Here is a 22,052-nt window from a genome sequence, read left to right on the forward strand (position 1 = left end):
GATGACCACGGCACCCGACCGCCCCGCCGTCGACGACCCGCCGACCGGCACGCTGCTCGACGACCGCTACCGCCTCGACGGACTGGTCGGGCGCGGCGGCGTGGCATCCGTGCACCGTGCCGTCGACACCGCGCTCGGCCGGACCGTCGCGATCAAGCTCTTCGAGACGCGGACCGGGGGCCTGCACGACCCGGCCCGCCGGCGGCGCGAGACGGCGCTGCTCGCGTCGGTGTCGCATCACTCCCTCGTGACGCTCTTCGATGCCGGGAGCGACGCCGCGACGGGGCGCGAGTACCTCGTGATGGAGTTCGTCGACGGGCCCGACCTCGGCCGGCGACTCGCCGACGGCCCGCTCGCCCCGCGCGAGGTGGCCGACCTCCTGCACGAACTCGCGGAGGCGCTGCACGTCATCCACGCGCGCGGGATCGTGCACCGCGACGTCAAGCCCGCGAACGTGCTGCTCGCACCCGCGCACGTGCCGACGCGCGAGTGGAGCCCGAAGCTCGCGGACTTCGGCATCGCCCGGCTCGTCGACGACGCCGCACTCACCGCGACGGGTCAGGTGCTCGGGACCCCGGGCTACCTCAGCCCGGAGCAGGTGCGCGGGCGGGCCGCGGGCGCGGCCACCGACGTCTATGCGCTCGGCCTCGTGGTCCTCGAGGCGGCGACGGGCGAGCGCGCGTTCCCCGGCCCTGCGATCGAGGCGGCCGGCGCCCGGCTCGTCCGCGATCCCGACGTCCCCGGATGGCTCGGCGACGGCTGGCACGACCTGCTGGCCGCGATGACCGCTCGCGAACCCGAGGCGCGACCGACCGCGCTCGACGTCGCGATGCGCGCCGCGGAACTCCCGGCGCCGGGGTCCCGGTCGGCCGTGCCGGTCGCCGATGGCGCCTCGCCGGTCGACACGCCGACGGTCCCCTTCTCCCCGACTGCGGCGACGCGCGTCCTGCCCGCTCCGCCCGCCACGACGCCGCCCGAGCCGCGCGTCTCGACGCCGCGCGCGTCCGCCCGCGGTCGAGCGCGCAGGCGGCGCGGCATCGCGGTGGCGGCGCTCGTGGGCGCGGCGGTCCTCGTCTCGGCCGGCGCGATCACGGCGTCGACCCTCCTGGGCGCGGGCGCGGACGGCGGGTCGGGAACGGATTCCTCGACGCCGCCGATGCCGAGCGTCGAGGGCGAGCTCGGCGTCCACCTCGAGCAGCTCGAGGAGGCGGTGACCCCGTGAACACGCCCTCCTCCGACTGCGCCCGACGGATCACCCACCGGCTCGCCGTGGCGACGACGGGCGTCGTCGCCACCGCGCTGCTCCTCGCGGGGTGCGCCTCCCCGACGGCGAAGTTCGACGACGCGACGGCGACGGCGCTGCACGCCCGTGTGGTCGCGGTCGCCGAGCGTTCCTCCGCGGCCGACTACGCGGGCGCCGTCGCCGAGCTCGCCCGACTCGAGGGCTCGCTCGACGCCGCCGTCGCCGCAGGCGACGTCCCCGCCGACCGCGAGACCGGCATCCGCGACGCCATCGCCCTCGTCCGCGCCGACCTCGACGCGCTCATCGCAGCGGCCGCCACGCCGACCCCGACCCCTGCGCCCGCCGATGACAAGGGCGGGAAGGGCGACAAGGGCGAAGACAAGGGCGGCAAGGACGACGGCGGGAAGGGCAAGGGGAAGGGCGGCGATGACTGACGCCGCCCGCCTCAGCGCCGCCGAGTGACCCGTTCCGCCGACCGTCGGGAACCGAGCGCGGCGCCGTCGACGAGGTCGGAGACGCGAGTGGGCAGGATGGCCCGGAGCACGCGCGCGAGGCGCACCGAGCCGGGCAGTTCGAGCAGCGGGTCGCCGCGCAGCATCGCCCGCCAGACCTGGTCGGCGACGACCTCCGCGTCGAGCGCCCCGGCGCCCGTGCCGACCGCCCCCAGGGTCACGGTCAGGACCTTCACGTTCGTGTGATCGGCCTGCTCGAGCTCGAGCCGGAGCGAGTGGCTCCACCCGCTCACGGCGGCCTTCGAGGCGGCGAAGGCGGCCATGCGCGGTGCGGCGACCGCGCCCGCGACGCTCGCGAGGTTGACGATCCGCTTCGCCCGGTACGCGTCGGCGATCATCCCCGGGAGGAACTCGCGGGCGAGGTACATCGGCGCCATGGCGTTGACCCGCATGGTCATCCGGGTGTCGTCGCCGTTGTCGGTCTCCCAGAAGTAGCGGTCGCCCGGCGAGATCCCGGCGGTGTTGATCAGGATGTCGGGCGTGCCCGAGTCCTTGCGGGCCTTCTGCGCGTGCTTGGCGATGGAGCCGAGTTCGGAGACGTCGACGACCTCCGAGCGGATCACGGTGCGCCCTCGGCTCGCGTCGCCGAGCGCACCCGCGAGCCGGGCGAGTCCCGGGGCGTCCACATCCCAGAGCACGAGGGATGCCGCGCCTTCGGCCACGGCGCGCTGCGCGAAGCGCCGTCCCAGGTCGGAGGCGGCTCCGGTGATGAGCAGCTTCGCGCCCCGGACCGTTCTCGTCATCCTCCGATTCTGTCAAGGACCGGGACCGATGCGGACGACGTCGGGTGACTCGGCCGACCGCGCGCTTGCCCCCGTCGCGCTGACGCGGGCGCGGGCGCGTTCGACGGCCGGCTCGCGGCCGCCCGGTTACGGGTCGTGACGCGGCGCCCGGCGCGGTCCGCCGTCCTCGCCTAGCGTCGAAGGGCCGGGATTCCTCGCGCCGCCGTCGCCGCGAACCACATCGCCGCGACCGGCCCCTGCAGCGCGAGCAACGAACGGACCCCGATGACGATCGACACCCTCCTCGACGAGCAGCGCCGGTACCCGGCGCCCGAGGCCTTCGCCGCACGCGCGAACGTCACTCCCGCCGACGCCGAGGCGCTGTACGCGCAGGCCGCTGCCGACCCGGTCGCGTACTGGGAGGCGCAGGCCGAGCGGCTCGACTGGGCCGAGCGCTGGCGCACCCCTCACACGTGGCGGCACCCGGCGTCCGACGACGATGGTGATCGAGGAGCGCCCGAGGCGGCCGGAAGCGCGAGCGACGAGCACCCTCCCGTCGGCGCGACCTGGTTCGCCGGCGGCCGCCTCAACGCCGCCGTGAACTGCGTCGACCGGCACGTGGCATCCGGACTCGGCGACAAGGTCGCCTACCACTGGGAGGGCGAGCCGGGCGACCGCCGCTCGGTGACCTACGCCGAGCTCGAGCGCGAGGTCGCGAAGGCGGCGCACGCCCTCACCGAGCTCGGCGTCGGGCAGGGCGACCGCGTGGTCGTCTACCTGCCGGTGCTCCTCGAGACCGTCATCGTCACGCTCGCGATCGCCCGTGTCGGCGCGATCCACTCGCTCGTCTTCGGCGGGTTCTCGGCCGAGGCGCTGCGGTTCCGCATCGAGGACACCGGCGCGAAGCTGCTCGTCACGAGCGACGGGCAGTTCCGTCGCGGCGCGGCGGTGGCCGTGAAGGCGCAGGCCGACGACGCGGTGGCCGGCGTCGACCACGTCGAGCACGTGCTCGTCGTGCGCCGCACGGGCGACCGGACACCCGACCTCCCGTGGACCGAGGGTCGCGACGTCTGGTGGCACGACATCGTCGACCGCCAGCCCGACGTGCACGAGGCCGAGGCGTTCGACGCCGAGAACCCGCTGTTCGTCATCTACACGTCGGGCACCACCGGGAAGCCGAAGGGCCTCGTGCACACGACCGGCGGATACCTCGTGCACGCGGCCACCACGCACTGGCAGGTGTTCGACCCGAAGCCGGACGACGTGTACTGGTGCACCGCAGACCTGGCGTGGGTGACCGCGCACACGTACGAGCTGTACGGCCCGCTGCTGAACGGCGTCACGAGCCTCATCTACGAGGGCACGCCGAACACGCCGCACCAGGCGCGGCACTTCGAGCTCATCGAGCGGTACGGCGTGACGACCTACTACACGGCGCCCACGCTCATCCGCTCGCTCATGACGTGGTTCCCCGACGGCGTGCCCGCCGAGTACGACCGGTCGACGATCCGCCTGCTCGGCACGGTGGGCGAGGCGATCAACCCCGAGGCGTGGGTGTGGTTCCACGAGCAGGTCGGCGGCGGCCGGGCGCCGATCGTCGACACGTGGTGGCAGTCCGAGACGGGCGGCGCGGTCATGGCGCCGTTGCCCGGCGTCTCGACGTTGAAGCCGGGATCGGCGTTGCGCGCCCTGCCGGGCCTGCGCACGCTCGTCGTCGACGAGCACGGCGACGAGGTGCCCCGCGGATCGGGCGGCTACCTCGTGGTCGCGGGCACGTGGCCGGGCATGGCCCGCACCGTGTGGGGGAACCCCGACCGCTACCGCGACTCGTACTGGGCGAAGTTCGCGCACCGGGGCTGGTTCTTCTCCGGCGACGGCGCGCGCACCGACGCCGACGGCGACGTCTGGCTGCTGGGGCGCGTCGACGACGTCATCAACGTGTCGGGACACCGCCTCTCGACGATCGAGATCGAGTCGGCGCTCGTCGCGCACCCGCTCGTCGGCGAGGCCGGCGTCGTGGGCGTGAGCGATCCGACGACCGGCGAGGCGATCGCCGCGTTCGTCGTGGTCGGGGACGGCGTCGGAGGGCGCCCGGATGCCTCGCCCGAGGCATCCGACCGGGCCGCGGAGCTGCGCGCCCACGTGGCCGCCGCGATCGGCCCGATCGCGAAGCCGCGCGACATCCACCTCGTGCCGGACCTGCCGAAGACCCGGTCGGGCAAGATCATGCGGCGGCTCCTCGTGGACCTCGCCGAGGGTCGTCCGCTCGGCGACACGACGTCCCTGCAGGACGAGACGGTGCCCGCGCGGATCGCGGCGGTACTCGCGCGATAGTCGGGCGTGCGCACCGGTGGGCGGGTCGGCGCCCGCCCGCGGGAGCGCGCGCGTTTGCGCCATTTCGACGCCGTTGCGCCAGCCGGGTGGGCGCACCGCGCGCGAACCGGCGCAACGGCGCATCGACGCACGCGCGTGCGCGCGCCGCCGGCCGGTGGCCGCGCCGTCAGCGCAGGCCGCGCCAGCGCGCCCGGTCGTCCGGCGCGAAGTGCTCGGTCGCGTACGACAGCGCGACCCGCGGCATCCGCGCGGCGTTCGCATCGAGGAACGCGACGAGGGCGTCGCGGTCGGCGCGCTTGCCGACCTCGCGGAGCATCCAGCCGACGGCCTTGCGGATGAGGTCCTCGCGATCCTCGAGCAGGAGTCCGGCGACGGCGAGCGCCGGCCCGGGGTCGCCCGCCTTCGTCGCGGCGAAGGTGGCGATCATCGCGACCCGGCGCGACCAGAGCGAGTCGGACGCCGCGAGGCGCGCGACGAGCGGCGGGATCGACACCGGCGCCGGGGCCTCGTCGTACACGACCTCGCCGAGCAGGTATTCGGCCGACGCGTCGACGAGGTCCCAGTTGTCGACCCGGCCGGCGTCGACGTTCCGGACGTACGCGCGATGGAGCGCGAGCCGCTCGTCGTCGTCGCGCGTGTGCGGGCGCCCCGCGCGCCGGAAGCGGTCGACCATGATGAGCAGCGCGGTGAGGCGATGCTCGTGGATCGGGCTCTCGAGGAGCCGGTCGAGTGCGTCCTGGGGGAGGTCGGCGAACCGCCGGGCGATCCCGCGCTGCATCGGCACGGTCACGCCGATGAATCGGTCGCCCTCGGCGTAGCCGCCCGGCCCCGACTTGAAGAACCACGCGCTCGACGCGGCGCGTTCGGCGCTCGCGACCTCGGCGAGCGCGGCGACGACGCCGTCGGCATCCTGCGCATCGGGGTTCGACCCGGCGGGGCTCGGCCCATCGGCGCTCGACGCACTCGGGTTCGACGCATCGCCTCGTGCTGGCATGCAGGCACGATACCGACGGCGGGGCGCGCGCGGTGCGATGGTCCGTCGGGGTCCGGGGGTCCTGGGGTCCGGGAGGATGTTCCGTCCGAACCCCGGCGGGCTCACTTCAACCGTTCGTGGTCCGTGCGACGGCAGACGGATGCCCCGCCGCGGTCTCCGCGACGGGGCATCCGTTTGGTGATCGCGACTAGTCGCGCTTGGGCTCCTCGGCCGCGGGAGCCTCGGGGGCCTCGGGCGCCGCCTCGGCGGCCGGAGCAACCGGGGCCGCCGGAGCCGGAACCGGGGCCGCGGGGACCTCGGGCGCGTCCTCGAAGCCGTCGTCCTCGGCGTCGTCGAAGTCGTCGTCGAACTCGTCGTACTGGGCGGCAGCCGCGACGTTCGCGAGGCCGACCATCAGGCCGAAGCCGAGGACGGCGAGGATGATCGCGACGATGCCGGCGGTCAGGAGCGCGGCACCGACCGAGATGAGCGACTGGCTGCCGTAGACGTCGGCCGCGGTTCCCGTGCCGCTGGTGAGCGCGGCGTTCAGGGTCGCGTTCGCGGTGATGGTCAGGTAGGCGCCGATGCCGGTCACGACGACGGCGAGGATGAGCGCGAGCGCGGGAAGCAGGAGCTTCGGGGACGTCGACGGACGGGATGCGGACATGGAAGACCTCTCGGTGCGGGTTGGGGGTACGCGGCAACGGTACGCGAGAACGCTATGCGGGCGCTATGCCGCACCCGCGCCGGCCGCTCGCCCGAGCCGGCCGCTCGCCGGATCCGTTCGCCCGATCCGTTCGCCCCAGGATCCGCACTGGTCGCGCTGGCTCGCCGATGCCACCATGGGGCGATGGCCGACACCGCCCCTTCCCCCGAGCCCGTGCTCCCCTCGCGCGGCACGACCGCCGCCGCCGCCGGCACGACCGCCGCACGCGGCACGACCGCCGCACCCGCGACGACCGAGTTCGTCGCCCTGAGCACCGAGGACCTCCGCCTCTGGCTCCCCGAGGCGATGGCCTACTACCAGGCCGCCCGAATGCGCGCCGGCGATTCCGAGGCCGAGGCGGTCGCCGCTCGGCAGGCCTCGGTCGACCGGTTCTTCCCCGAGGGGCGCCTGATCGCGGGGCAGTTCGTCTTCGCGATCATCGCCGACGGCGAGGACGTGGGCTGGCTGTGGCTCGGCCCGTGGAGCGAGGGCGGCGACCAGTGGTGGGTGTGGGACATCCACGTCCGCGAGCCGCACCGCCGGCACGGCTTCGGGCGCGCGGCGATGGAGTTCGCCGAGCGCGTCGCGAAGGAGCACGGTGCGCCGACGCTCGGCCTCAACGTGTTCGCGTACAACCTGCCGGCGATCGAGCTCTACGAGAGCCTCGGCTTCGTCGCCGCGTCGCTGCACCTCACGAAGGACCTCTGACCGCAACGAGGATGCCCCGTGCGCGACGCCCGCGCGAGGCCGCGGGGAACCGCGCGGCGACGCGTTGCGCGGCGCAGCGGAGTCGAGCGCGGACTCGCGCGGAGACGCAACGATCCCGCGTCCGAGGGCAACCAATCGCGGGCTCCGCGCTCCTAGCCTTGGATGGCACGGCGATTCCCGCCGTGGGATTCCCCTGTCGCGCTTCGCGCGGCCGGCCTGTCCGAGGACGGAGGTTCCGATGTCACAGATCACGATCGACACGATCGTCGGCGAACCCGAGGTCCTCGAAGACGAGGCGGTCCGCGCCGCGATCGCGTTCGGTGCCGACGTCGAACGCGATCCGGCCTGGCCCGCGCTCAAGGAGGCCGCGACGGCGTTGCAGGCGCTGCAGGCCGCCGACGGCTCGGTGCCCGAGGCATCCGACCACGCGGAGGCGAGCCGACTCTTCGACGTGATCGTGGATTCGATCGCCGCGCTCGCGCCGCGGTTCCCGCACGACGCCGACTACCTCGCGGCACTGCCGGTCGACTTCGCGCGCTGGCGCGACGGCGGCTTCGGCACGCCCGACTTCCTCGACTCGCTCGTGGCGTTCCAGCCGCAGCGGCACCGCGTCGACGGACTCCGCCACCTCGTGGTCTTCCCGATGACGACGCAGAACGGGTCCCCCGCCCGCCATGTCGAGGCCGTCCTCGTCGAGACGATCTGGCCGGAGTTCATCGCGCGCCTCGAGGCCGGCGCGTACTCGAACAAGCTGTTCGTGAGCCTGCGACTGGTCGACTTCACCGCCGGCTACGACTCGAACTCGGCGGTGCTGTTCCCCGAGACCGTCGCGATGCGCGAGATCCCGCCGTTCACCTGGGGAGCGATCTTCCAGGACCGCGAGGCGGCACGCTACCGTCGGGTCGTGCGCGCGGCAGCCGGGATCACCAAGCTCGACCTCCCGGCCGACGCCGTGCGCCTGCTCGACGACCAGGGACTCGCGGAGCGCACGTTCGTGATGTGGGACCTGATCCACGACCGCACCCACATGCGGGGCGACCTGCCGTTCGACCCGTTCATGATCAAGCAGCGGATGCCGTACTTCCTGTATTCGCTCGAGGAGCTGCGGTGCGACCTCACCGCGTTCCGCGAGGCGGTGCGGATCGAGCGTTCGCTCACGACCCGGCGAGCGGATGCCTCGGCGCCCGCGCTCTCGGAGGACGAGGAGCGCCAGCTCGACCACGCGAAGCTCGTGCAGTACACCGTGCTGTTCGACCGGATCTTCCGGTTCCCGCTGAGCGGGTCGCGCGTGCGCAACTACGACGGGCTCGGCGGCCAGCTGCTGTTCGCGTGGCTCCACCGGCGTCGCGTGCTCGAGTGGACCGACGTGAAACTGGCCTTCGACTGGGACGCCGTGCCGGATGCGGTGGTCGAGCTCGGCGACGCGATCGACGAGCTGTACTGGCGGTCCATCGACCGCCCGAAGACGGCGCACTGGCTCGCCGCGTACGAGCTCGTCCGCAGCGTCCTCGACCCCAACCCCGCGTCGGCGTGGGCGCAGGGACTCCCGCGCGACGTGCTCGCGGGGCCGCCGAAGGGCTACACCGACCTGGTCATGGACGACGAGTTCCCGCTCTCGATGTTCTACGAGGCCCTCGACCGGAAGCTCCGGCCCGTCGTCGAGTCGACGGTCGGCATCACGGGAGCCGATGCGGATGCCTGACGCGCCGACGGCCGTCCCCGGCCCGGCGGCGAGCGAGCCGTCGGTCCGGGGCCGGACGGTGCTCGTCGCGGGTGCGACGAACGCGTCCGGTCGCGCGGTCGCCGAGGCGCTCGTCGAGGCGGGCGCGACGGTCGTGGCCGTCGGGCGCGACCGCGTCCGCATCGACGCGCTCGCGCGCGACCTGCCCGGCGTCGTCGGCGAGGTCGCGGACCTCGCCGACGAGGATGCGGTGCTCGAACTCGCGATGCGCGTGCGCGCCCGGGTGGGCGACCTCGACGGCCTCGTGCACCTGGTCGGCGGATGGCGCGGCGGCGGGGGCATCCTCTCGCAGTCCGACGACGACTACCGCGTGCTCGAGCGCTCGTTCACCGCCCTGCGGTTCGAGTCCCTCGCCTTCTTCGACGACCTGGCCCGCTCGGAGGCCGGCCGGGTCGTGATCGTGTCGTCGACGACCGTCGAACGGCCCCGCGCGGGCAGCGCGAACTACGCCGCGGTGAAGGCCGCGAGCGAGTCGTGGACCCGGTCGCTCGCCGACGGGTTCGCGAGCGGGTCGCCGTCGGCGGCGGCCGTCATCGTGCGCGTCGGCTCGCTCGCGGGCAGCGAGGCCGAGCTCGGGGCATCCGTCGTCGCGCTCTGGCGCTCGGATGCCTCGGAGCTGAACGGCCGCACGTTCCGCCTCGGCGCGTAGGGCGCGGTGCGAGCGGTGCCGCGCGTGCCCGCGCGCCCGATCAGGGCGTCGGGTCGCTCGGCGCGGTCGGCGCCGGTCCGGTGGGCCGCGGACCGGTCGCGGGGTCCGCGTCGTCCGGTCCCGCACCGGATGCCGCGACGGCTCCCGCGGCCGCCTCGGCGCCCGAACCGTGCTCGGTGGCGACGTCGGCCGCGTCGCCCTGGCGCCGGCTGAGCCAGATGAACGGGAACGCGAGCGCCTGGAACGCGCCGCTCACCAGGAGCGATCCGCCGTAGCCCCACAGGTCGGCCGAGCGGCCGAGCACGGGCTGGATCACGACGCCGCCCGCGCTGCCGAGCAGCGAGTCGAACGAGAGCACCGTCGCGCGCTGCGCCGACGGGATCATGTCGTTGAGGTACGCCTGGCGGACCGGATGCGACGCGGCGTCGACGAGGCCCCAGAGCACGAGCAGCACGAGCGCGAGCCAGAAGCTCCGGTTGAGCCCGAGCGCGACGAGCACCGCGACGCTCACCCCGAGCGACACCAGGACCGTCGTCGTGCGGCGGCGGAACCGCGCGCGGACCCACGGCGCGAGCCATCCGCCGATCACCTGCGAACCGGACAGGATCGCGGCCGCGAGACCCGCGATCGTGTAGGCGCCCTCGTCGCCCCAGAGTTCGACGAGGTAGGGCTGGAGCGCGTAGAAGACGTAGAAGCCGACGCCCGTCGTGAAGAACGACGCGAGCATGAGGTACCGCACCGGGCGGCGGCCGAGCCCGTAGTGGACCGAGGCGCGCACCACCTCGCGCGTGGCGCGGATCGGGTGCGCGCGGCCCGCCGGCGTGAACCCGAGGTCGCGCATGACGAACGCGGCCACGACGAGCATGACGACCAGGATCGCGGCACGCAGGAGGAACGGGACCCCCAGGTTCGTCGCCTGCGCGACCGCGCCGCCAGCCAGCGAACCGACGAACATCGACGCGCCCGCCACCGCGGCGCCCCGCCCGAACACGCGCTCGAGGCTCCCGGTGTACCCGGTCACGGTAAGCGCGTCGACGAGCCAGGCCTCGACCGCGCCCGAGAAGAACGTGAATCCGAGGCCGAGCAGGACCGACACGAGCGCCCACCACCCGAACGGCGCCTGCCAGAACCAGAGCAGCCAGTACAGCGCGGTCGTGGTCGCGAGCGTGATCGTGCCGAGCAGGTACGACGCGCGGCGACCGAGCGTGTCGGCGACGACGCCCGTCGGCACCTCGAAGAGCACCATGCCGGCCGAGAAGAAGGCGTTCGCCGCAAACGCCTCGAAGTTGGTGAGCCCCGCGTCGAGCAGGAACAGGGTGTTCACGCCCCAGATCAGCGAGGCGGCGAGCGTGTTGCCGGTGAGCAGCGTGAAGTAGACCGCCTGCACGCGGCCCGGCGTCGTGGTCACGGCGTCCTGCTCGGTCATGCATCACCCCCGCCCCGCCCATCATGCTCCCCGCCGCCGACGGCGTCACGCACTAGCGTGGCGACATGGTCAGGTTCCTGATTCGCATCGCGGTGTTCCTCGGCCTCGCGGCGCTCGCGCTCGGACTGGCGGCCCTCCTCGTGCCGGGCTTCCACCTGCACTGGGCCGGATTCGTCGTCGCGATCCTCGTGTTCGCGATCGTGCAGGCCGTCGTCGAATGGCTGGTCGAGCGCATCTTCCACCGGTCGGCGCCCTCGGTCGCGGGCGTCGCCGGGCTGATCTCGACGGCGCTCGCCCTCTGGATCGCGTCGATCGTCGGCGACGGTCTGAGCTTCGACGGCATCGGCGCGTGGATCCTCGCGACCGTCGTCGTCTGGCTCGTCACGGCCCTGATCGGATGGCTCGCCGCGAAGTACCTGCTGCCCCGGGTCGCACCGGGCAAGCCCGCCAAGGGCCGCTGACCCGGCGAGAACCCGAACGCGATTCGGCGTCGGCACGCCGCCGGGTTAGCATGCTCGGCGCCCCCGACGCGCGACCGCGTCACCAGACCCGACCCACCCGAAGGCACCACCCATGCGCAAGCGCACCGTCGCGCTCATCGTCGTCGCCGCCGTCCTCGTCGCCCTCGTCGGCGGCCTGTACTGGGCGGGACGCAGCCTCTTCCACGAACCCACCGCCCGCGGCGTCGACTCCGTGATCGGCGAGCTCGGCGGCACCCGGGTGCTGGGCGTCTTCGCCCACCCCGACGACGAGCAGACCGTGAACGGGCTGTTCTGGCGCGCGAAGCGCGACGACGGCGCGTACACCGCGATGATCACCGCGACCCGCGGGGAGGCTGGCGAGCAGTCCCCGCCCGTCGGCCGGCAGTCCGACCTCGGCGAGATCCGCAAGGCCGAGGCCCTGAAGAACAGCTGGAACCTCGGCGTCGACCGCCACGTCGTCTGGGACTACCCCGACGGCGGCCTCCCCGAGGTCGACGAGGACGAACTCGTCGAGCGCGTCGTCGACGAGATGCGCCGCGTGAAGCCCGACGTGGTCGTGGCCTTCTGGCCCGAGTCCGGCGCGACGGGCCACAAGGACCACATGCGCATGGGCGAGGTCGCCGAGCGGGCGATCGCCGAGCTCGCGGCATCCGACGGCGACTACCGCGGGCCGGACCACCTCGTCTACACGATCAGCCCGACGACCGCGCTCTCGATCTTCGGCGGCGAGACGGGGAAGTTCGTCGTCGCCAACCAGCCGCACCCCGAGTACGCGATGAGCGCCGAGGTGCAGAAGAAGCACGAGGGCTGGACCATCCACGCCTCGCAGGCGAACTTCCTCCAGGAGTCGTACCTGCTGCCGAACTGGCTGATCTACCTGCTCTGGGACCAGGAGTTCTACCACGTGCGGGATCTGCAGGCCGACCCGCTCGGCTGACGCCGCGGGGCCGCGAGGCCCCGACCCCCTCGACCCGTAGGATCACCCGCGACAGGAAGGCGAGGATGCCCTCGATCACCGCGACCGACGACACCCGACTGCACTACGACGAATCCGGCGACCCGGGGGGCCGACCGGTCGTGCTCGTCGCCGGGTTCCGGGCTGCGACGACCAGTTGGAAGCCCCAGCGGCGCGCACTCGACCGGGCCGGGTACCGCGTCATCGCCCTCGACAAGCGCGGGCACGGTGCATCCGAGGTCGGGCCCGCGGGCGGCCACACCATGGAACGCCACGGTCGGGACATCCGGGACCTGCTCGAGGCCCTCGACCTCGCGGACGTCAGCCTCGTCGGCGGATCGCTCGGCGGCAACTCGATCTGGGCGATGCTCGCGGATGCCGACCCGGCCTCCCGGTTGGCGACGGCCCGCGTCCGGGACATCCTCATCGTCGACCAGACGCCCAAGATGCTGAACGACGCGACCTGGCCGCACGGGTTCTACGGCTACGACGAGCAGAACCGCGACAGGTACTTCGCGACGGGCATCCCCGACCCGGGGCGCGTCCCCGCGAGGTCGAAGGGCCTCGTCCGCATCGCGCGGGTGCTCCGAGCCCTGCAGCCGCAGAAGCTGCCGCGTGCCCTCACGCCCGCCGAGCTCGAGCTCATCGGCGACCACGCGCGCCGCGACTGGCGCGACACGATCGCCGCGACGCCGGTGCCCGTGCGCTTCGTCGCGGGCGCCGAGAGCGAACTCTGGCCCGCTTCGCACGCCGCTGCGAGCGCGGCGCTGACCTCGCTCGCGTCCTCGGTCGTGATCCCGAAGGACGGGCACGCCGCGAACATCGAGCAGCCGACGGCGTTCAACCGGATCCTGCTGGAGTGGCTCGCCCGCCCCGTGGTCGAGTGAGCCCCGCCCTCGCCGTCGCGGATGCCCCTGACGGCGCGCACCCGCGGTGCCACTTCCGCGTGGCGGTGCCACGTGGTCATGGCACCGCGGCAACGAAGTGGCACCGCGATGGAGGGCGGGCCGCAGCGCTCAGCCCGGGAAGGCCTTGCCCGGGTTCAGGATGCCGGCGGGGTCGAGCGCGTCCTTGATCGCACGGTGCATCCGGATGACCCGGTCGCCGAGCTCGGCGCGCGCACCGGGGAGCTTCAGCAGCCCGACGCCGTGCTCGCCCGTCACTGTGCCGCCGAGCGCCCGGCAGTCGTCGACGATCCGATCGAACGCGGCGTTCGCCCGGGCCTTCGCGGCGTCGTCGCCCTCGGGCGCGATGATCAGCGGGTGCAGGTTGCCGTCGCCCGCGTGCGCGATGTTCGCGATCACCACGTCGTGCGCGGCCGCGGTCGCCTGGATGCGCGCGAGCATCTCGGGCACGGCGGCGCGCGGGACGCAGACGTCCTCGGTGAGCACGGGTCCGAGTCGCTCGAGCGACGGGTACGCGAGGCGGCGCGCGAGGAACAGCCGGTCGACCTCGTCGGGCTCGGCCGCGCGCTCGACGCCGAGGGCGCCGGCCGCCTGCATGTGCGAGGCGACGGATGCCGCGAGCTCCTCGCCGCGCGCCCCGACGTCGTCGACCTTCGCGAGCAGGAGCGTGTCGGCGCCCTGCGGGAGCCCGAGGTGCTGCCACGCCTCGACCGCCTCGATGCACGTGCGGTCGATGAGCTCGAGCGCCGAGGGCACGATGCCCGCCGCCGAGATCGCGGCGACCGCGTCGCCGGCCGCGGCGAGCGATCCGAACGAGCCGACGACGGCGCGCTCCTCGCGGCCGCCGAGCGGGAGGAGCTTGAGCGTGAGCTCGACGATGAGGCCGAGCGTGCCCTCCGAGCCGACCATGAGCGCGGTGAGGTCGTAGCCGGTGACGCCCTTGGCGGTGCGTCGACCGAGTTCGACGACGGACCCGTCGGCGAGCACGACGGTCATGCCGAGCACGTAGTCGCGGGTCACGCCGTACTTCACGCAGCAGATGCCGCCCGCGTTCGTGGCGGCGTTGCCGCCGATGGTCGAGATCTTGTAGCTGGCCGGGTCGGGCGGGTACCAGAGTCCGTGCGCCGCGACGGCCTCCCGGAGCACGTCGTTGATCACGCCGGGCTCGGCGCGCACGTAGCGCTCGTCGCGGTTCACCTCCAGGATGCGGGTCATCCGCTCGAGCGACAACACGATCGAGCCCGAGGTCGCGTTCGCGCCGCCCGAGAGTCCGGTGCCCGCGCCGCGCGGGACCACGGCGAGCCCGGATGCCCCGGCGAACCGCACGACCGCGACGACGTCGTCCACCGATTCGGCGAACACCACGGCGACGGGGTCGGCGTAGTCGGCCCATTCGGCGTCGTCGTGCGCGTACTCGGCGAGCACGGATGCCACGGCGGAGACCCGGCCGGGCGCGAGGAGCCGCTCGAGTTCACGGACGGCGGACCGCGCGTCGGCCGACGACCCGGTCATCGGGCGCCTTCGTCCGCGCCGTCGGCCCCGGGGATCGGGACGCCGTCGACGCCGGGGATCGGGACGCCGTCGACGCGGTGCAGGCGCTCGCGCCAGTCGTCGGGGATCCGGTCGCGCGGCGCCGGAGGCCGCTGCGACTCGGGCCGGCTGGTCGGCGGCGCGAGGTCGACGGTCGGCACGGCGACGCTCAGTTCGTAGTCCCACATCCAGTCCTCGCCGGGCTCGAAGGACTGGGCGATCGGATGCCCCGCCTCCCGTGCGTGCGCGGACGCGTGCTGCGCGGGCGAGGTGTCGCAGCACCCCACCTGGCCGCACGCGGCGCAGCGGCGGAGATGGAACCACCACCCGTGCGGATGCGCGAGGCACTCGACGCAGCCTTCCCCGGACGGCGGGACCTCCGGGTGGATCGCGTCGTCGAGTCGGGACATCCTCAGCAACCTCCGATGGACGGGACGGCGGGCGTCGGCGCCGATGTCGGCCGCCGTCCACGAGCGTAGCGCCGGGCGGTCGTCGGGGCGGGGAAACGGTGTTGACGAGGCATCCTCAGGTCGCCAAGGTAAGCAACACATTACATAAGGAGTTGCTTACATGGCGGCTGCGGACGAGCTCAGCCAGGTGTTCCAGGCACTCGCCGACCCGACCAGGCGCGCGATCATCACGCGCCTGCGCGAGGGTCCGGCGACCGTCGGCGAACTGGCCGAACCGTTCGCGATGAGCCGCCCGGCGGTCTCCCAGCACCTGCGGGTGCTCGAGCGCGCCGGGATCGTCGAACGCACGCCGACCGCGCAGTGGCGCACCTGCACGCTGCGCACGGAACCGCTCGACGAGGCGGCCGCCTGGGTCGAACGCCACCGCGACGACTGGAACGAGCGGTTCGACCTGCTGGCCGAGCGACTCCGCGAGATGAAGGGGGACGGGGATGTCCGAGCAGACGACCCGACCGGGTGAGGGCCGGAGCGCCGAGCGCCCCGACGCCGTGGGATTCGAGATCGTGCGCGTCTTCGACGCACCGCGCGAGCTCGTCTGGCAACTGTGGACCACCGAGGCCGACGCCGAGGACTGGTGGCATCCGCGCGGGATCGAGATCAAGCCGGGGAGCGTCCGCGTCGACGCCCGCCCGGGCGGCGAGTACGCCTACACGATGGTGAATCCGGCCGACGGCAGCGAGTACCCGACCGCGGGCGTCTACCGCGAGGTGTCCCCGTTCTCCCGGCTCGTCTTCACCTGGGGCGGGCCCGATGACGACGACGCCGACCGCCCGCTCATCACGGTCGACCTCGACGACCTCGGCGACGGCCGCACCGGCATGCGGTTCCGCGTCGACGGGGTCGCCGCGGGACCCGGCGACGACATGTACGACGGCTGGGCCTCGGCGCACGACGTGCTCGCCGAACGACTGGCGGACGCGCAGGCGGGAGCCGCCTGACACTCCGCCGCGCGACGGATGCCTCGTGCGAGGCATCCCGCTAGCGTGAGCGGAATGACCGCGCCAGCCCCGATCGCCGATGAGACCGAGTGGGTCAGGCCCCGGCCCGGCCGGGACGGCCTCCGGCGGGACGCGCTGCTCGCGCTCGTGCTGTTCCTCGGCGCATTCGGCAGCACGATGCTCTCCCGGACCGCCGGCCTCCACGAGGATGCCCCGCCGCTCTGGGCCGCGATCACCTGGGCGGCGGCGATCTCCCTGCCGCTCGCGGCCCGACGGATCGCTCCCGAGCTCGTGGCGATCGTGCTCACGGCCGTCTTCGTGACCGGGGCGACCCTGCAGGCGAACGACCTCCTCTTCAGCAACATCGCGCTGTTCATGGCGATCTACGCGGTCGGTGCGTGGGGCCGGCGGCGCCTCCTCGGTCAGGTGCTGCGCGGCGTCATCGTCGTCGGCATGCTCGCGTGGCTGCTCTGGGACGTCGTCGTCTCGTCGAACATCCCCGACCGGCTCCCCGACCTCTCGCGCGAGGCGAGCGGCTTCATCTCGCCGTTCGTCGCCTATGCGCTGATCAACGTGCTGACGAACCTGCTGTTCTTCGGCGGCGCCTGGTACTTCGGCGACAGCGCGTACCGGTCGGCGCGGTCCCGCGCCGCGCTCGAGCAGCGCACGGCCGAGCTCGCAGCCGAGCGCGAGCGCACGCGCGCCCAGGCCGTCGCGATCGAACGCCTCCGGATCGCCCGCGAGCTCCACGACGTGGTCGCGCACCACGTCTCGGTCATCGGCGTGCAGGCGGGCGCCGCACGCCGCATCCTCGGGCGCGACCCCGACGCGGCCGCCGCCTCGCTGGAAGCGATCGAGGCGAGCGCTCGCGAGGCGATCGGCGAGCTGCACAGCCTCCTCGGCACCCTGCGCCAGGGCACCGACACGGGCCCGATCCCGACACCGGATGCCCCGGCCCGCGGCTTCGAGGACCTCGCCGACCTGGTGCAGGCGACCGACGCGAGCGGCATCCGCGCGACCCTGACCGTGATCGGCGAGCCGCGCGAGGCCCGCGGGCTCGTGGGGATCACGGCGTACCGCATCGCGCAGGAGGCCCTGACGAACGTGCGCAAGCACGCGGGCGCGGCGGCGACGGTCGACGTGCGCGTGCGCTGGGACGACGAGCGCGTCGAGGTCGAGGTCGCCGACACCGGTGCCGGCCGGTCGGCCGCGACCGGGCGGGGCGGGCTGGGCCACGCGGGCATGCGCGAGCGCGCCGCCGCGGTCGGCGGCACACTCGAGGTCGGCCCCCGCCACCGCGGCGGCTACCTCGTGCGGGCGACCATCCCGCTCCGGCGCGCGACGGCGGAGGTGCCCGCGTGAACGTCCGCGTGCTCATCGTCGACGACCAGGCGCTGGTCCGCGCGGGGTTCCGCACGATCCTCGATTCCGAGCCGGGCATCGAGGTCGTCGGCGAGGCCGCCGACGGGCTCGCCGCGATCGCCGCCGTCGCCGAGCTCGAGCCCGACGTGGTGTGCATGGACGTGCAGATGCCCGGGCTCGACGGACTCGCAGCGACGCGGCGGATCGTCGCCGAGCACGGCGACCGGCCCGCGGTGCTCGTGCTCACGACGTTCCACCGCGAGGACTACCTGTTCGAGGCGCTCGAGGCGGGCGCGAGCGGGTTCCTGCTGAAGAACTCGAGCCCCGAGCAGTTGATCGACGCCGTGCAGGTCGTCGCGCGCGGCGACGCGCTGCTCTCGTCCGACGTGACCCGTGCCGTGATCGCCGCGGCAACCGCCGGTGCGCGGACGCGAATGGTCGCTTCGGGCGCGCCGGAGCGACCATTCGCGTCCTCGCGCGACGCGCACGCCGCGCGCGGGACGACGAGCGCGCTCGCGACCCTCACCGAGCGCGAGCGCGAGGTGCTCGAACTCCTCGCCGAAGGGCGCTCGAACGCCGAGATCGCCGCCCGACTGTGGGTCGGCGAGGCGACCGTGAAGACGCACGTGTCGAAGGTGCTGCAGAAGCTCGAACTCCGCGACCGCGTGCACGCGGTCGTCTACGCCTACGAGCACGGGGTGGTGCGGCCCGGCGCGTAGCCGGTGCGCTGCGGACCGGTCAGCGGCGCGGGTCGGCGGCAGACTCGTCGGCAGACTGGACGGCTGACTCGGCAGCGGACTCGGCGACGTCCTCGTCGACGGACTCGGCGGCGGACTCGGCATCCGCCGGCACGGACTCCTCGCCGCTCTCGTACTCGGCCGACAGCAGCCGGTACGACCTCGTCGTGAACGCGACGAGCGCGAGCACCACCATGACCAGCCCCGAGAACAGGAACACGAGCGCGATGCCCCGGGCGTCGCCGTCGCCGAGGAGCCAGCCCCACGTCGACTGCCCGGCGTCGGACTCCATGTAGGGGATGATCCAGAACTGCGCGATCGGGGCGATCAGGAACGCCGTCACGGGTGCCGCGGCCGACTCCACGGCGGCCGCGAATCCGAAGACGCGGCCCTGCGTGCGGAACGGCACGACCTTCTGGATCACCGTCTGCTCGGAAGCCTCGACGACCGGGATGAGGGTCATGTAGATCCAGATGCCGATCGCGTACAGCGGCCACCACTCCCGGATCGTGAAGAGCGAGCCGAGCACGCCCATGCCGATGACGACGAGCAGCATCGTGCGGATCGGGTTCTTCCCGAGCCCGAACTTCGCGATCACGAGCCCGCCGATGATGAACCCGGTGGCGGTGACGCCGAGCACGAGGCCCCACGCCTCGACCGAGAAGATCGTGAGGCCGTACGGGTCCATCAGCGCCATGTAGACGCCGCCGATGAGGTTGTTCAGCGTCGAGAACAGGATGAGCGCGAACAGGCCGGGCGCCCGCTTGACCGCGGCGACGCTCCCCCGGAAGTCGATCGTCGTCGCGCGCTCGCCCTCCGCGGGAACGGGCTGCTCCTCGGGCACCTTCAGGAACAGCAGGTGCACGAGCGCGACGAGCGTGAGGGCGATCGCGATGACGAGCGTCCAGCCCATGCCGAGCAGCCCGATCGCGAGGCCGCTGAACACGCTCGTCACGATGAACGCGAGCCCCTGCACGGTGCCGACGAGGCCGTTCGCGTTCGCGTGCCGTTCCTCGGGCACGAGCAGGGTCACGGTCGTCGACAGCGCGATGTTCCGCAGGTTCTCGATGACGGAGCCGAAGAGGATGATCCCCGAGAACGCCCAGAACCAGGGCCCGCCGAGGTCGAGCAGCGCCGACTCGGGCTGCAGCACGTAGAGCACCCCGGCGACGATGAACGACCCGAGCGTCACGAGGCTCGAGAACTGCATCACCCGGATCTTGCGATGCCGGTCGACGAGCGTGCCGAACAGCATCGCGAAGAACGCGACGAGCAGCATGTAGGCACCGCCGATGATCCCCGTGGCGAGCACCGACCTCGTCTCGAGGTAGACCCAGAAGGTCAGCGCGAACCACAGGAAGCTCGTCGTGATGTTCGCGAGCGCCGTGTTCACGAGTACTTGGACGAAGGTCCGCATCCCCCCGGTGGCGTCCATTCGTGCAGGCTAGCCCGGGCCCCCGACATCCGGAACCCGTCGCACCTCCGGGCCTCCCCCGCGCGGCGGAGCCCTCCGCCGGGCGGCGCCGCCGCGGCACCGCGGGCGCGCGCGAGAACCCCCCGTGCGACGGATGCCCCGCCCCCGCGCCGTCCCTAGCGTGGAGCCATGCTCGAACTCCAGAACCTCACCAAGCGGTACGGCGACCGCCTGGCCCTCGACCGGGTCTCGTTCCCGGTCGGCGCCGGCCGCCTCACCGGCTTCGTCGGCGGCAACGGCGCCGGCAAGACCACGACCATGCGCATCGTGCTCGGCGTGCTCGCCGCCGACGACGGCACGGTCTCGCTCGACGGCCGCCCGATCACGGCCGCCGACCGGCGCGCGTTCGGCTACATGCCGGAGGAACGCGGCCTCTACCCGAAGATGAAGGTCCTCGAGCAGACCGTGTACCTCGCGCGACTGCACGGCTGGAGTCCCGCCGCCGCCCGGCGGAACGCGACCGACCTGCTCGAGCGCCTCGGACTCGGCGAGCGGCTCGGCGACACGGTCGAGTCGCTGTCGCTCGGCAACCAGCAGCGCGCCCAGATCGCGGCCGCCCTGGTCCACCGCCCCGAGGTGCTCATCCTCGACGAGCCGTTCTCCGGGCTCGACCCGATGGCGGTCGAGACGGTCCAGTCGGTGCTCGCCGACGCCGCGGCGCAGGGCGCGCCCGTGCTGTTCTCGTCGCACCAGCTCGACGTCGTCGAGCGCCTCTGCGACGACCTGGTCATCATCGCCGACGGCCGCATTCGCGCCGCGGGCCCGCGCGACGCCCTCCGAGAGGAGTACGCGAGCGCCAGGTGGGAACTGCTCACCACGGGCGACGCCGGCTGGGTGCGGGACGTGCCGGGCGTCCGCGTCGTCACCTTCGACGGCGGCTGGGCCCTGTTCGAGGCATCCGACGACGCCCGGCGGGCCGTCCTCGCCGAGGCCGTGCGCCGCGGCGACATCGTCGAGTTCACGCGCGAGCACACCACGCTCGCCCAGATCTTCCAGGAGGTCGTCCGATGACCGTGCAGTCCGAGCGCCGCGACCCGTCGTTCGCGCAGTCCGCCGGCCTCGTCGCCGGGCGCGAGATCGGCTCGCGCCTGCGCAGCAGGGCGTTCGTCATCTCGACGATCGTGCTGCTCGCGACCGTGCTCGTCACGGTGGTCCTCGGCTCGATCTTCGGCGCGCAGGACGACCCCGACCGCGTCGCCGTGGTCGGGTCCGGCGCGGACGCGGTCGCGGGCGTCGCCTCGCTCGAGGCGGTGCCGGCGGGCGACCTCGACGCGGCGGAGCGCCTGCTGCGCGACGGCGAGGTGACCGCGATCGTCGCGCCCACCGATCTCGTCGAGTCGTCGGGGATCGTCGGCGACGACGACCTGAGCGCGGCCGAGACGGGCACCGCGGTCCCGGGCGCGAGCCCGTTCGACATCACCGTCGTCGGGTTCGAGGATGCGCCGCGATCCGTGGCATCCGCGCTCTCGATCACGCCGCCCGTCGCGGTGCTCGACCCTGCGGCGGTCGACCCGATGCTCGCCTACTTCGTGGCGCTCGGCTTCGGCATCGTCTTCTTCCTCTCGGCGCTGACGTTCGGCCAGACCATCGCCGCGTCGGTCGTCGAGGAGAAGCAGACCCGCATCATCGAGATCCTGCTCTCGACGGTCTCGGCGCGCGCGCTGCTGACCGGCAAGGTGCTCGGCAACAGCGCGATGGCGCTCGCGCAGATCGTGCTCATCGCGGGGCTCGCGATCGTGGGCCTCGCGGTCACGGGCCAGCAGATCCTGCTCGGCGGGCTCGGCGAGTCCGTCGTCTGGTTCATCGCGTTCTTCGCGATCGGATTCGTCATGCTGGCCGCGCTGTTCGCCGCGACCGCGGCGACCGTGTCGCGCTCGGAGGACGTCGGCACCGTGACGATGCCCGTGACCATGCTCGTGATGCTGCCGTACTTCCTGGTCGTGTTCTTCAACGACGACGCCGCGGTGCTCACGGCCATGAGCTACGTGCCGTTCTCCGCGCCGGTCGCGATGCCGATGCGGATCTTCCTCGAGCAGGCCGAGTGGTGGGAGCCCATCCTGTCGCTCGCGATCCTGGTCGCGAGCACGGCCGTCGCCGTGCTCGCGGGCGAGCGGATGTACCGCAACTCGCTGCTGCGCACGGGCGCTCGGGTCAAGCTGGTCGACGCGCTGCGCGGTTAGGAGGC

The 22,052-nt window shown here is 73.3% G+C and carries 22 protein-coding genes; 15 read left to right on the forward strand and 7 right to left on the reverse strand.

Going from position 1 to position 22,052, the window contains the following annotated elements; all coding sequences use genetic code 11:
- The first annotated feature begins 1 nt into the window (after window position 1).
- Window positions 2-1,222 (forward strand): serine/threonine-protein kinase, encoded by a 1,221-nt coding sequence (locus ACDF64_RS03685; RefSeq protein ID WP_394553468.1) that lies wholly within the window; start codon window positions 2-4, stop codon window positions 1,220-1,222.
- Window positions 1,219-1,677, forward strand: a complete 459-nt coding sequence (locus ACDF64_RS03690; RefSeq protein WP_394553469.1) for a hypothetical protein — start codon at window positions 1,219-1,221, stop codon at window positions 1,675-1,677. The genes ACDF64_RS03685 and ACDF64_RS03690 overlap by 4 nt, the downstream gene beginning before the upstream one ends.
- An 11-nt stretch (window positions 1,678-1,688) precedes the next feature.
- Here ACDF64_RS03690 and ACDF64_RS03695 read toward each other — a convergent pair whose 3' ends face one another.
- Window positions 1,689-2,498, reverse strand: a complete 810-nt coding sequence (locus tag ACDF64_RS03695; protein ID WP_394553470.1) for an SDR family NAD(P)-dependent oxidoreductase — start codon at window positions 2,496-2,498, stop codon at window positions 1,689-1,691.
- A 264-nt stretch (window positions 2,499-2,762) separates the two neighbouring features.
- Between ACDF64_RS03695 and acs the strand changes: the two genes are divergently transcribed.
- Window positions 2,763-4,811 (forward strand): acetate--CoA ligase, encoded by a 2,049-nt coding sequence (gene acs / locus ACDF64_RS03700; RefSeq protein ID WP_394553471.1) that lies wholly within the window; start codon window positions 2,763-2,765, stop codon window positions 4,809-4,811.
- A 166-nt stretch (window positions 4,812-4,977) separates the two neighbouring features.
- Here acs and ACDF64_RS03705 read toward each other — a convergent pair whose 3' ends face one another.
- Both ACDF64_RS03705 and ACDF64_RS03710 read right to left on the reverse strand, forming a co-directional pair.
- A complete protein-coding gene (locus ACDF64_RS03705; RefSeq protein ID WP_394553472.1) occupies window positions 4,978-5,805 on the reverse strand; it encodes a DNA alkylation repair protein in 828 nt (275 codons plus the stop codon).
- A gap of 187 nt (window positions 5,806-5,992) precedes the next feature.
- Window positions 5,993-6,451, reverse strand: coding sequence for a hypothetical protein (locus tag ACDF64_RS03710; RefSeq protein WP_394553473.1), 459 nt, complete (start codon window positions 6,449-6,451; stop codon window positions 5,993-5,995).
- A gap of 183 nt (window positions 6,452-6,634) precedes the next feature.
- Between ACDF64_RS03710 and ACDF64_RS03715 the strand changes: the two genes are divergently transcribed.
- From ACDF64_RS03715 to ACDF64_RS03725, 3 genes are all read left to right on the forward strand, one after another.
- Window positions 6,635-7,198, forward strand: a complete 564-nt coding sequence (locus ACDF64_RS03715) for a GNAT family N-acetyltransferase (RefSeq protein WP_394553474.1) — start codon at window positions 6,635-6,637, stop codon at window positions 7,196-7,198.
- 238 nt (window positions 7,199-7,436) lie between these two features.
- Window positions 7,437-8,900, forward strand: a complete 1,464-nt coding sequence (locus tag ACDF64_RS03720) for a DUF6421 family protein (RefSeq protein ID WP_394553475.1) — start codon at window positions 7,437-7,439, stop codon at window positions 8,898-8,900.
- Window positions 8,893-9,588, forward strand: coding sequence for an SDR family NAD(P)-dependent oxidoreductase (locus ACDF64_RS03725; protein ID WP_394553476.1), 696 nt, complete (start codon window positions 8,893-8,895; stop codon window positions 9,586-9,588). The genes ACDF64_RS03720 and ACDF64_RS03725 overlap by 8 nt, the downstream gene beginning before the upstream one ends.
- Window positions 9,589-9,628: 40 nt before the next feature.
- On the opposite strand, the gene ACDF64_RS03730 is transcribed toward ACDF64_RS03725, so the two are convergent.
- The gene (locus tag ACDF64_RS03730; RefSeq protein ID WP_394553477.1) at window positions 9,629-11,014 is read right to left on the reverse strand and encodes an MFS transporter; all 1,386 of its coding nucleotides are present in this window, start codon (window positions 11,012-11,014) and stop codon (window positions 9,629-9,631) included.
- A gap of 65 nt (window positions 11,015-11,079) precedes the next feature.
- On the opposite strand from ACDF64_RS03730, the gene ACDF64_RS03735 reads away from it, so the two are divergent.
- The 3 genes from ACDF64_RS03735 (at window position 11,080) to ACDF64_RS03745 (ending at window position 13,338) form a co-directional block, all read left to right on the forward strand.
- Window positions 11,080-11,475 (forward strand): phage holin family protein, encoded by a 396-nt coding sequence (locus ACDF64_RS03735; RefSeq protein WP_394553478.1) that lies wholly within the window; start codon window positions 11,080-11,082, stop codon window positions 11,473-11,475.
- A 112-nt stretch (window positions 11,476-11,587) separates the two neighbouring features.
- Window positions 11,588-12,433, forward strand: coding sequence for a PIG-L deacetylase family protein (locus tag ACDF64_RS03740; RefSeq protein ID WP_394553479.1), 846 nt, complete (start codon window positions 11,588-11,590; stop codon window positions 12,431-12,433).
- A gap of 65 nt (window positions 12,434-12,498) precedes the next feature.
- On the forward strand, window positions 12,499-13,338 hold the full coding sequence (locus ACDF64_RS03745; protein ID WP_394553480.1) for an alpha/beta fold hydrolase: 840 nt from the start codon (window positions 12,499-12,501) through the stop codon (window positions 13,336-13,338).
- A gap of 129 nt (window positions 13,339-13,467) precedes the next feature.
- Here ACDF64_RS03745 and ACDF64_RS03750 read toward each other — a convergent pair whose 3' ends face one another.
- Window positions 13,468-14,868 carry an FAD-binding oxidoreductase gene (locus ACDF64_RS03750; protein ID WP_394553481.1) on the reverse strand — a complete coding sequence of 467 codons (1,401 nt, stop codon included), beginning with the start codon at window positions 14,866-14,868 and terminating at the stop codon, window positions 13,468-13,470.
- Window positions 14,865-15,296: a UBP-type zinc finger domain-containing protein gene (locus tag ACDF64_RS03755; protein WP_394553482.1), complete on the reverse strand. Its 432-nt coding sequence runs from the start codon at window positions 15,294-15,296 to the stop codon at window positions 14,865-14,867. The genes ACDF64_RS03750 and ACDF64_RS03755 overlap by 4 nt, the downstream gene beginning before the upstream one ends.
- 160 nt (window positions 15,297-15,456) lie before the next feature.
- Here ACDF64_RS03755 and ACDF64_RS03760 point away from each other — a divergent pair, with 160 nt between their 5' ends.
- The 4 genes from ACDF64_RS03760 to ACDF64_RS03775 are packed head-to-tail and all read left to right on the forward strand — an operon-like array spanning window position 15,457 to window position 18,375.
- Window positions 15,457-15,816, forward strand: a complete 360-nt coding sequence (locus tag ACDF64_RS03760) for an ArsR/SmtB family transcription factor (protein ID WP_394553483.1) — start codon at window positions 15,457-15,459, stop codon at window positions 15,814-15,816.
- On the forward strand, window positions 15,788-16,294 hold the full coding sequence (locus ACDF64_RS03765; protein ID WP_394553484.1) for an SRPBCC domain-containing protein: 507 nt from the start codon (window positions 15,788-15,790) through the stop codon (window positions 16,292-16,294). The genes ACDF64_RS03760 and ACDF64_RS03765 overlap by 29 nt, the downstream gene beginning before the upstream one ends.
- Before the next feature lie 54 nt (window positions 16,295-16,348).
- A complete protein-coding gene (locus ACDF64_RS03770) occupies window positions 16,349-17,656 on the forward strand; it encodes a sensor histidine kinase (protein WP_394553485.1) in 1,308 nt (435 codons plus the stop codon).
- A complete protein-coding gene (locus tag ACDF64_RS03775) occupies window positions 17,653-18,375 on the forward strand; it encodes a response regulator (protein ID WP_394553486.1) in 723 nt (240 codons plus the stop codon). Before ACDF64_RS03770 ends, ACDF64_RS03775 begins: the two co-directional genes overlap by 4 nt.
- Window positions 18,376-18,394: 19 nt before the next feature.
- Here ACDF64_RS03775 and ACDF64_RS03780 read toward each other — a convergent pair whose 3' ends face one another.
- Window positions 18,395-19,828 carry an MFS transporter gene (locus tag ACDF64_RS03780; protein WP_394553487.1) on the reverse strand — a complete coding sequence of 478 codons (1,434 nt, stop codon included), beginning with the start codon at window positions 19,826-19,828 and terminating at the stop codon, window positions 18,395-18,397.
- A 168-nt stretch (window positions 19,829-19,996) separates the two neighbouring features.
- Between ACDF64_RS03780 and ACDF64_RS03785 the strand changes: the two genes are divergently transcribed.
- A complete protein-coding gene (locus ACDF64_RS03785) occupies window positions 19,997-20,878 on the forward strand; it encodes an ABC transporter ATP-binding protein (protein WP_394553488.1) in 882 nt (293 codons plus the stop codon).
- Entirely contained in the window at window positions 20,875-22,047 is a 1,173-nt protein-coding gene (locus ACDF64_RS03790) for an ABC transporter permease (RefSeq protein ID WP_394553489.1), read from the forward strand. The genes ACDF64_RS03785 and ACDF64_RS03790 overlap by 4 nt, the downstream gene beginning before the upstream one ends.
- The last annotated feature ends 5 nt before the right edge of the window (window positions 22,048-22,052 follow it).

Source organism: Agromyces sp. MMS24-JH15, assembly GCF_043518605.1.
In the GTDB taxonomy this organism is placed as follows: Bacteria; Actinomycetota; Actinomycetes; order Actinomycetales; family Microbacteriaceae; genus Agromyces.

Excerpts from the sequence above, each read along its gene's own strand:
- ACDF64_RS03685 (WP_394553468.1), top strand. The coding sequence starts at position 2 with ATGACCACGGCACCCGACCGCCCCGCCGTCGACGACCCGCCGACCGGC.
- ACDF64_RS03695 (WP_394553470.1), bottom strand. The coding sequence starts at position 2,498 with ATGACGAGAACGGTCCGGGGCGCGAAGCTGCTCATCACCGGAGCCGCC.
- acs (WP_394553471.1), top strand. The coding sequence starts at position 2,763 with ATGACGATCGACACCCTCCTCGACGAGCAGCGCCGGTACCCGGCGCCC.
- ACDF64_RS03705 (WP_394553472.1), bottom strand. The coding sequence starts at position 5,805 with ATGCCAGCACGAGGCGATGCGTCGAACCCGAGTGCGTCGAGCGCCGAT.
- ACDF64_RS03710 (WP_394553473.1), bottom strand. The coding sequence starts at position 6,451 with ATGTCCGCATCCCGTCCGTCGACGTCCCCGAAGCTCCTGCTTCCCGCG.
- ACDF64_RS03715 (WP_394553474.1), top strand. The coding sequence starts at position 6,635 with ATGGCCGACACCGCCCCTTCCCCCGAGCCCGTGCTCCCCTCGCGCGGC.
- ACDF64_RS03720 (WP_394553475.1), top strand. The coding sequence starts at position 7,437 with ATGTCACAGATCACGATCGACACGATCGTCGGCGAACCCGAGGTCCTC.
- ACDF64_RS03725 (WP_394553476.1), top strand. The coding sequence starts at position 8,893 with ATGCCTGACGCGCCGACGGCCGTCCCCGGCCCGGCGGCGAGCGAGCCG.
- ACDF64_RS03730 (WP_394553477.1), bottom strand. The coding sequence starts at position 11,014 with ATGACCGAGCAGGACGCCGTGACCACGACGCCGGGCCGCGTGCAGGCG.
- ACDF64_RS03735 (WP_394553478.1), top strand. The coding sequence starts at position 11,080 with ATGGTCAGGTTCCTGATTCGCATCGCGGTGTTCCTCGGCCTCGCGGCG.
- ACDF64_RS03740 (WP_394553479.1), top strand. The coding sequence starts at position 11,588 with ATGCGCAAGCGCACCGTCGCGCTCATCGTCGTCGCCGCCGTCCTCGTC.
- ACDF64_RS03745 (WP_394553480.1), top strand. The coding sequence starts at position 12,499 with ATGCCCTCGATCACCGCGACCGACGACACCCGACTGCACTACGACGAA.
- ACDF64_RS03750 (WP_394553481.1), bottom strand. The coding sequence starts at position 14,868 with ATGACCGGGTCGTCGGCCGACGCGCGGTCCGCCGTCCGTGAACTCGAG.
- ACDF64_RS03755 (WP_394553482.1), bottom strand. The coding sequence starts at position 15,296 with ATGTCCCGACTCGACGACGCGATCCACCCGGAGGTCCCGCCGTCCGGG.
- ACDF64_RS03760 (WP_394553483.1), top strand. The coding sequence starts at position 15,457 with ATGGCGGCTGCGGACGAGCTCAGCCAGGTGTTCCAGGCACTCGCCGAC.
- ACDF64_RS03765 (WP_394553484.1), top strand. The coding sequence starts at position 15,788 with ATGTCCGAGCAGACGACCCGACCGGGTGAGGGCCGGAGCGCCGAGCGC.
- ACDF64_RS03770 (WP_394553485.1), top strand. The coding sequence starts at position 16,349 with ATGACCGCGCCAGCCCCGATCGCCGATGAGACCGAGTGGGTCAGGCCC.
- ACDF64_RS03780 (WP_394553487.1), bottom strand. The coding sequence starts at position 19,828 with ATGGACGCCACCGGGGGGATGCGGACCTTCGTCCAAGTACTCGTGAAC.
- ACDF64_RS03785 (WP_394553488.1), top strand. The coding sequence starts at position 19,997 with ATGCTCGAACTCCAGAACCTCACCAAGCGGTACGGCGACCGCCTGGCC.
- ACDF64_RS03790 (WP_394553489.1), top strand. The coding sequence starts at position 20,875 with ATGACCGTGCAGTCCGAGCGCCGCGACCCGTCGTTCGCGCAGTCCGCC.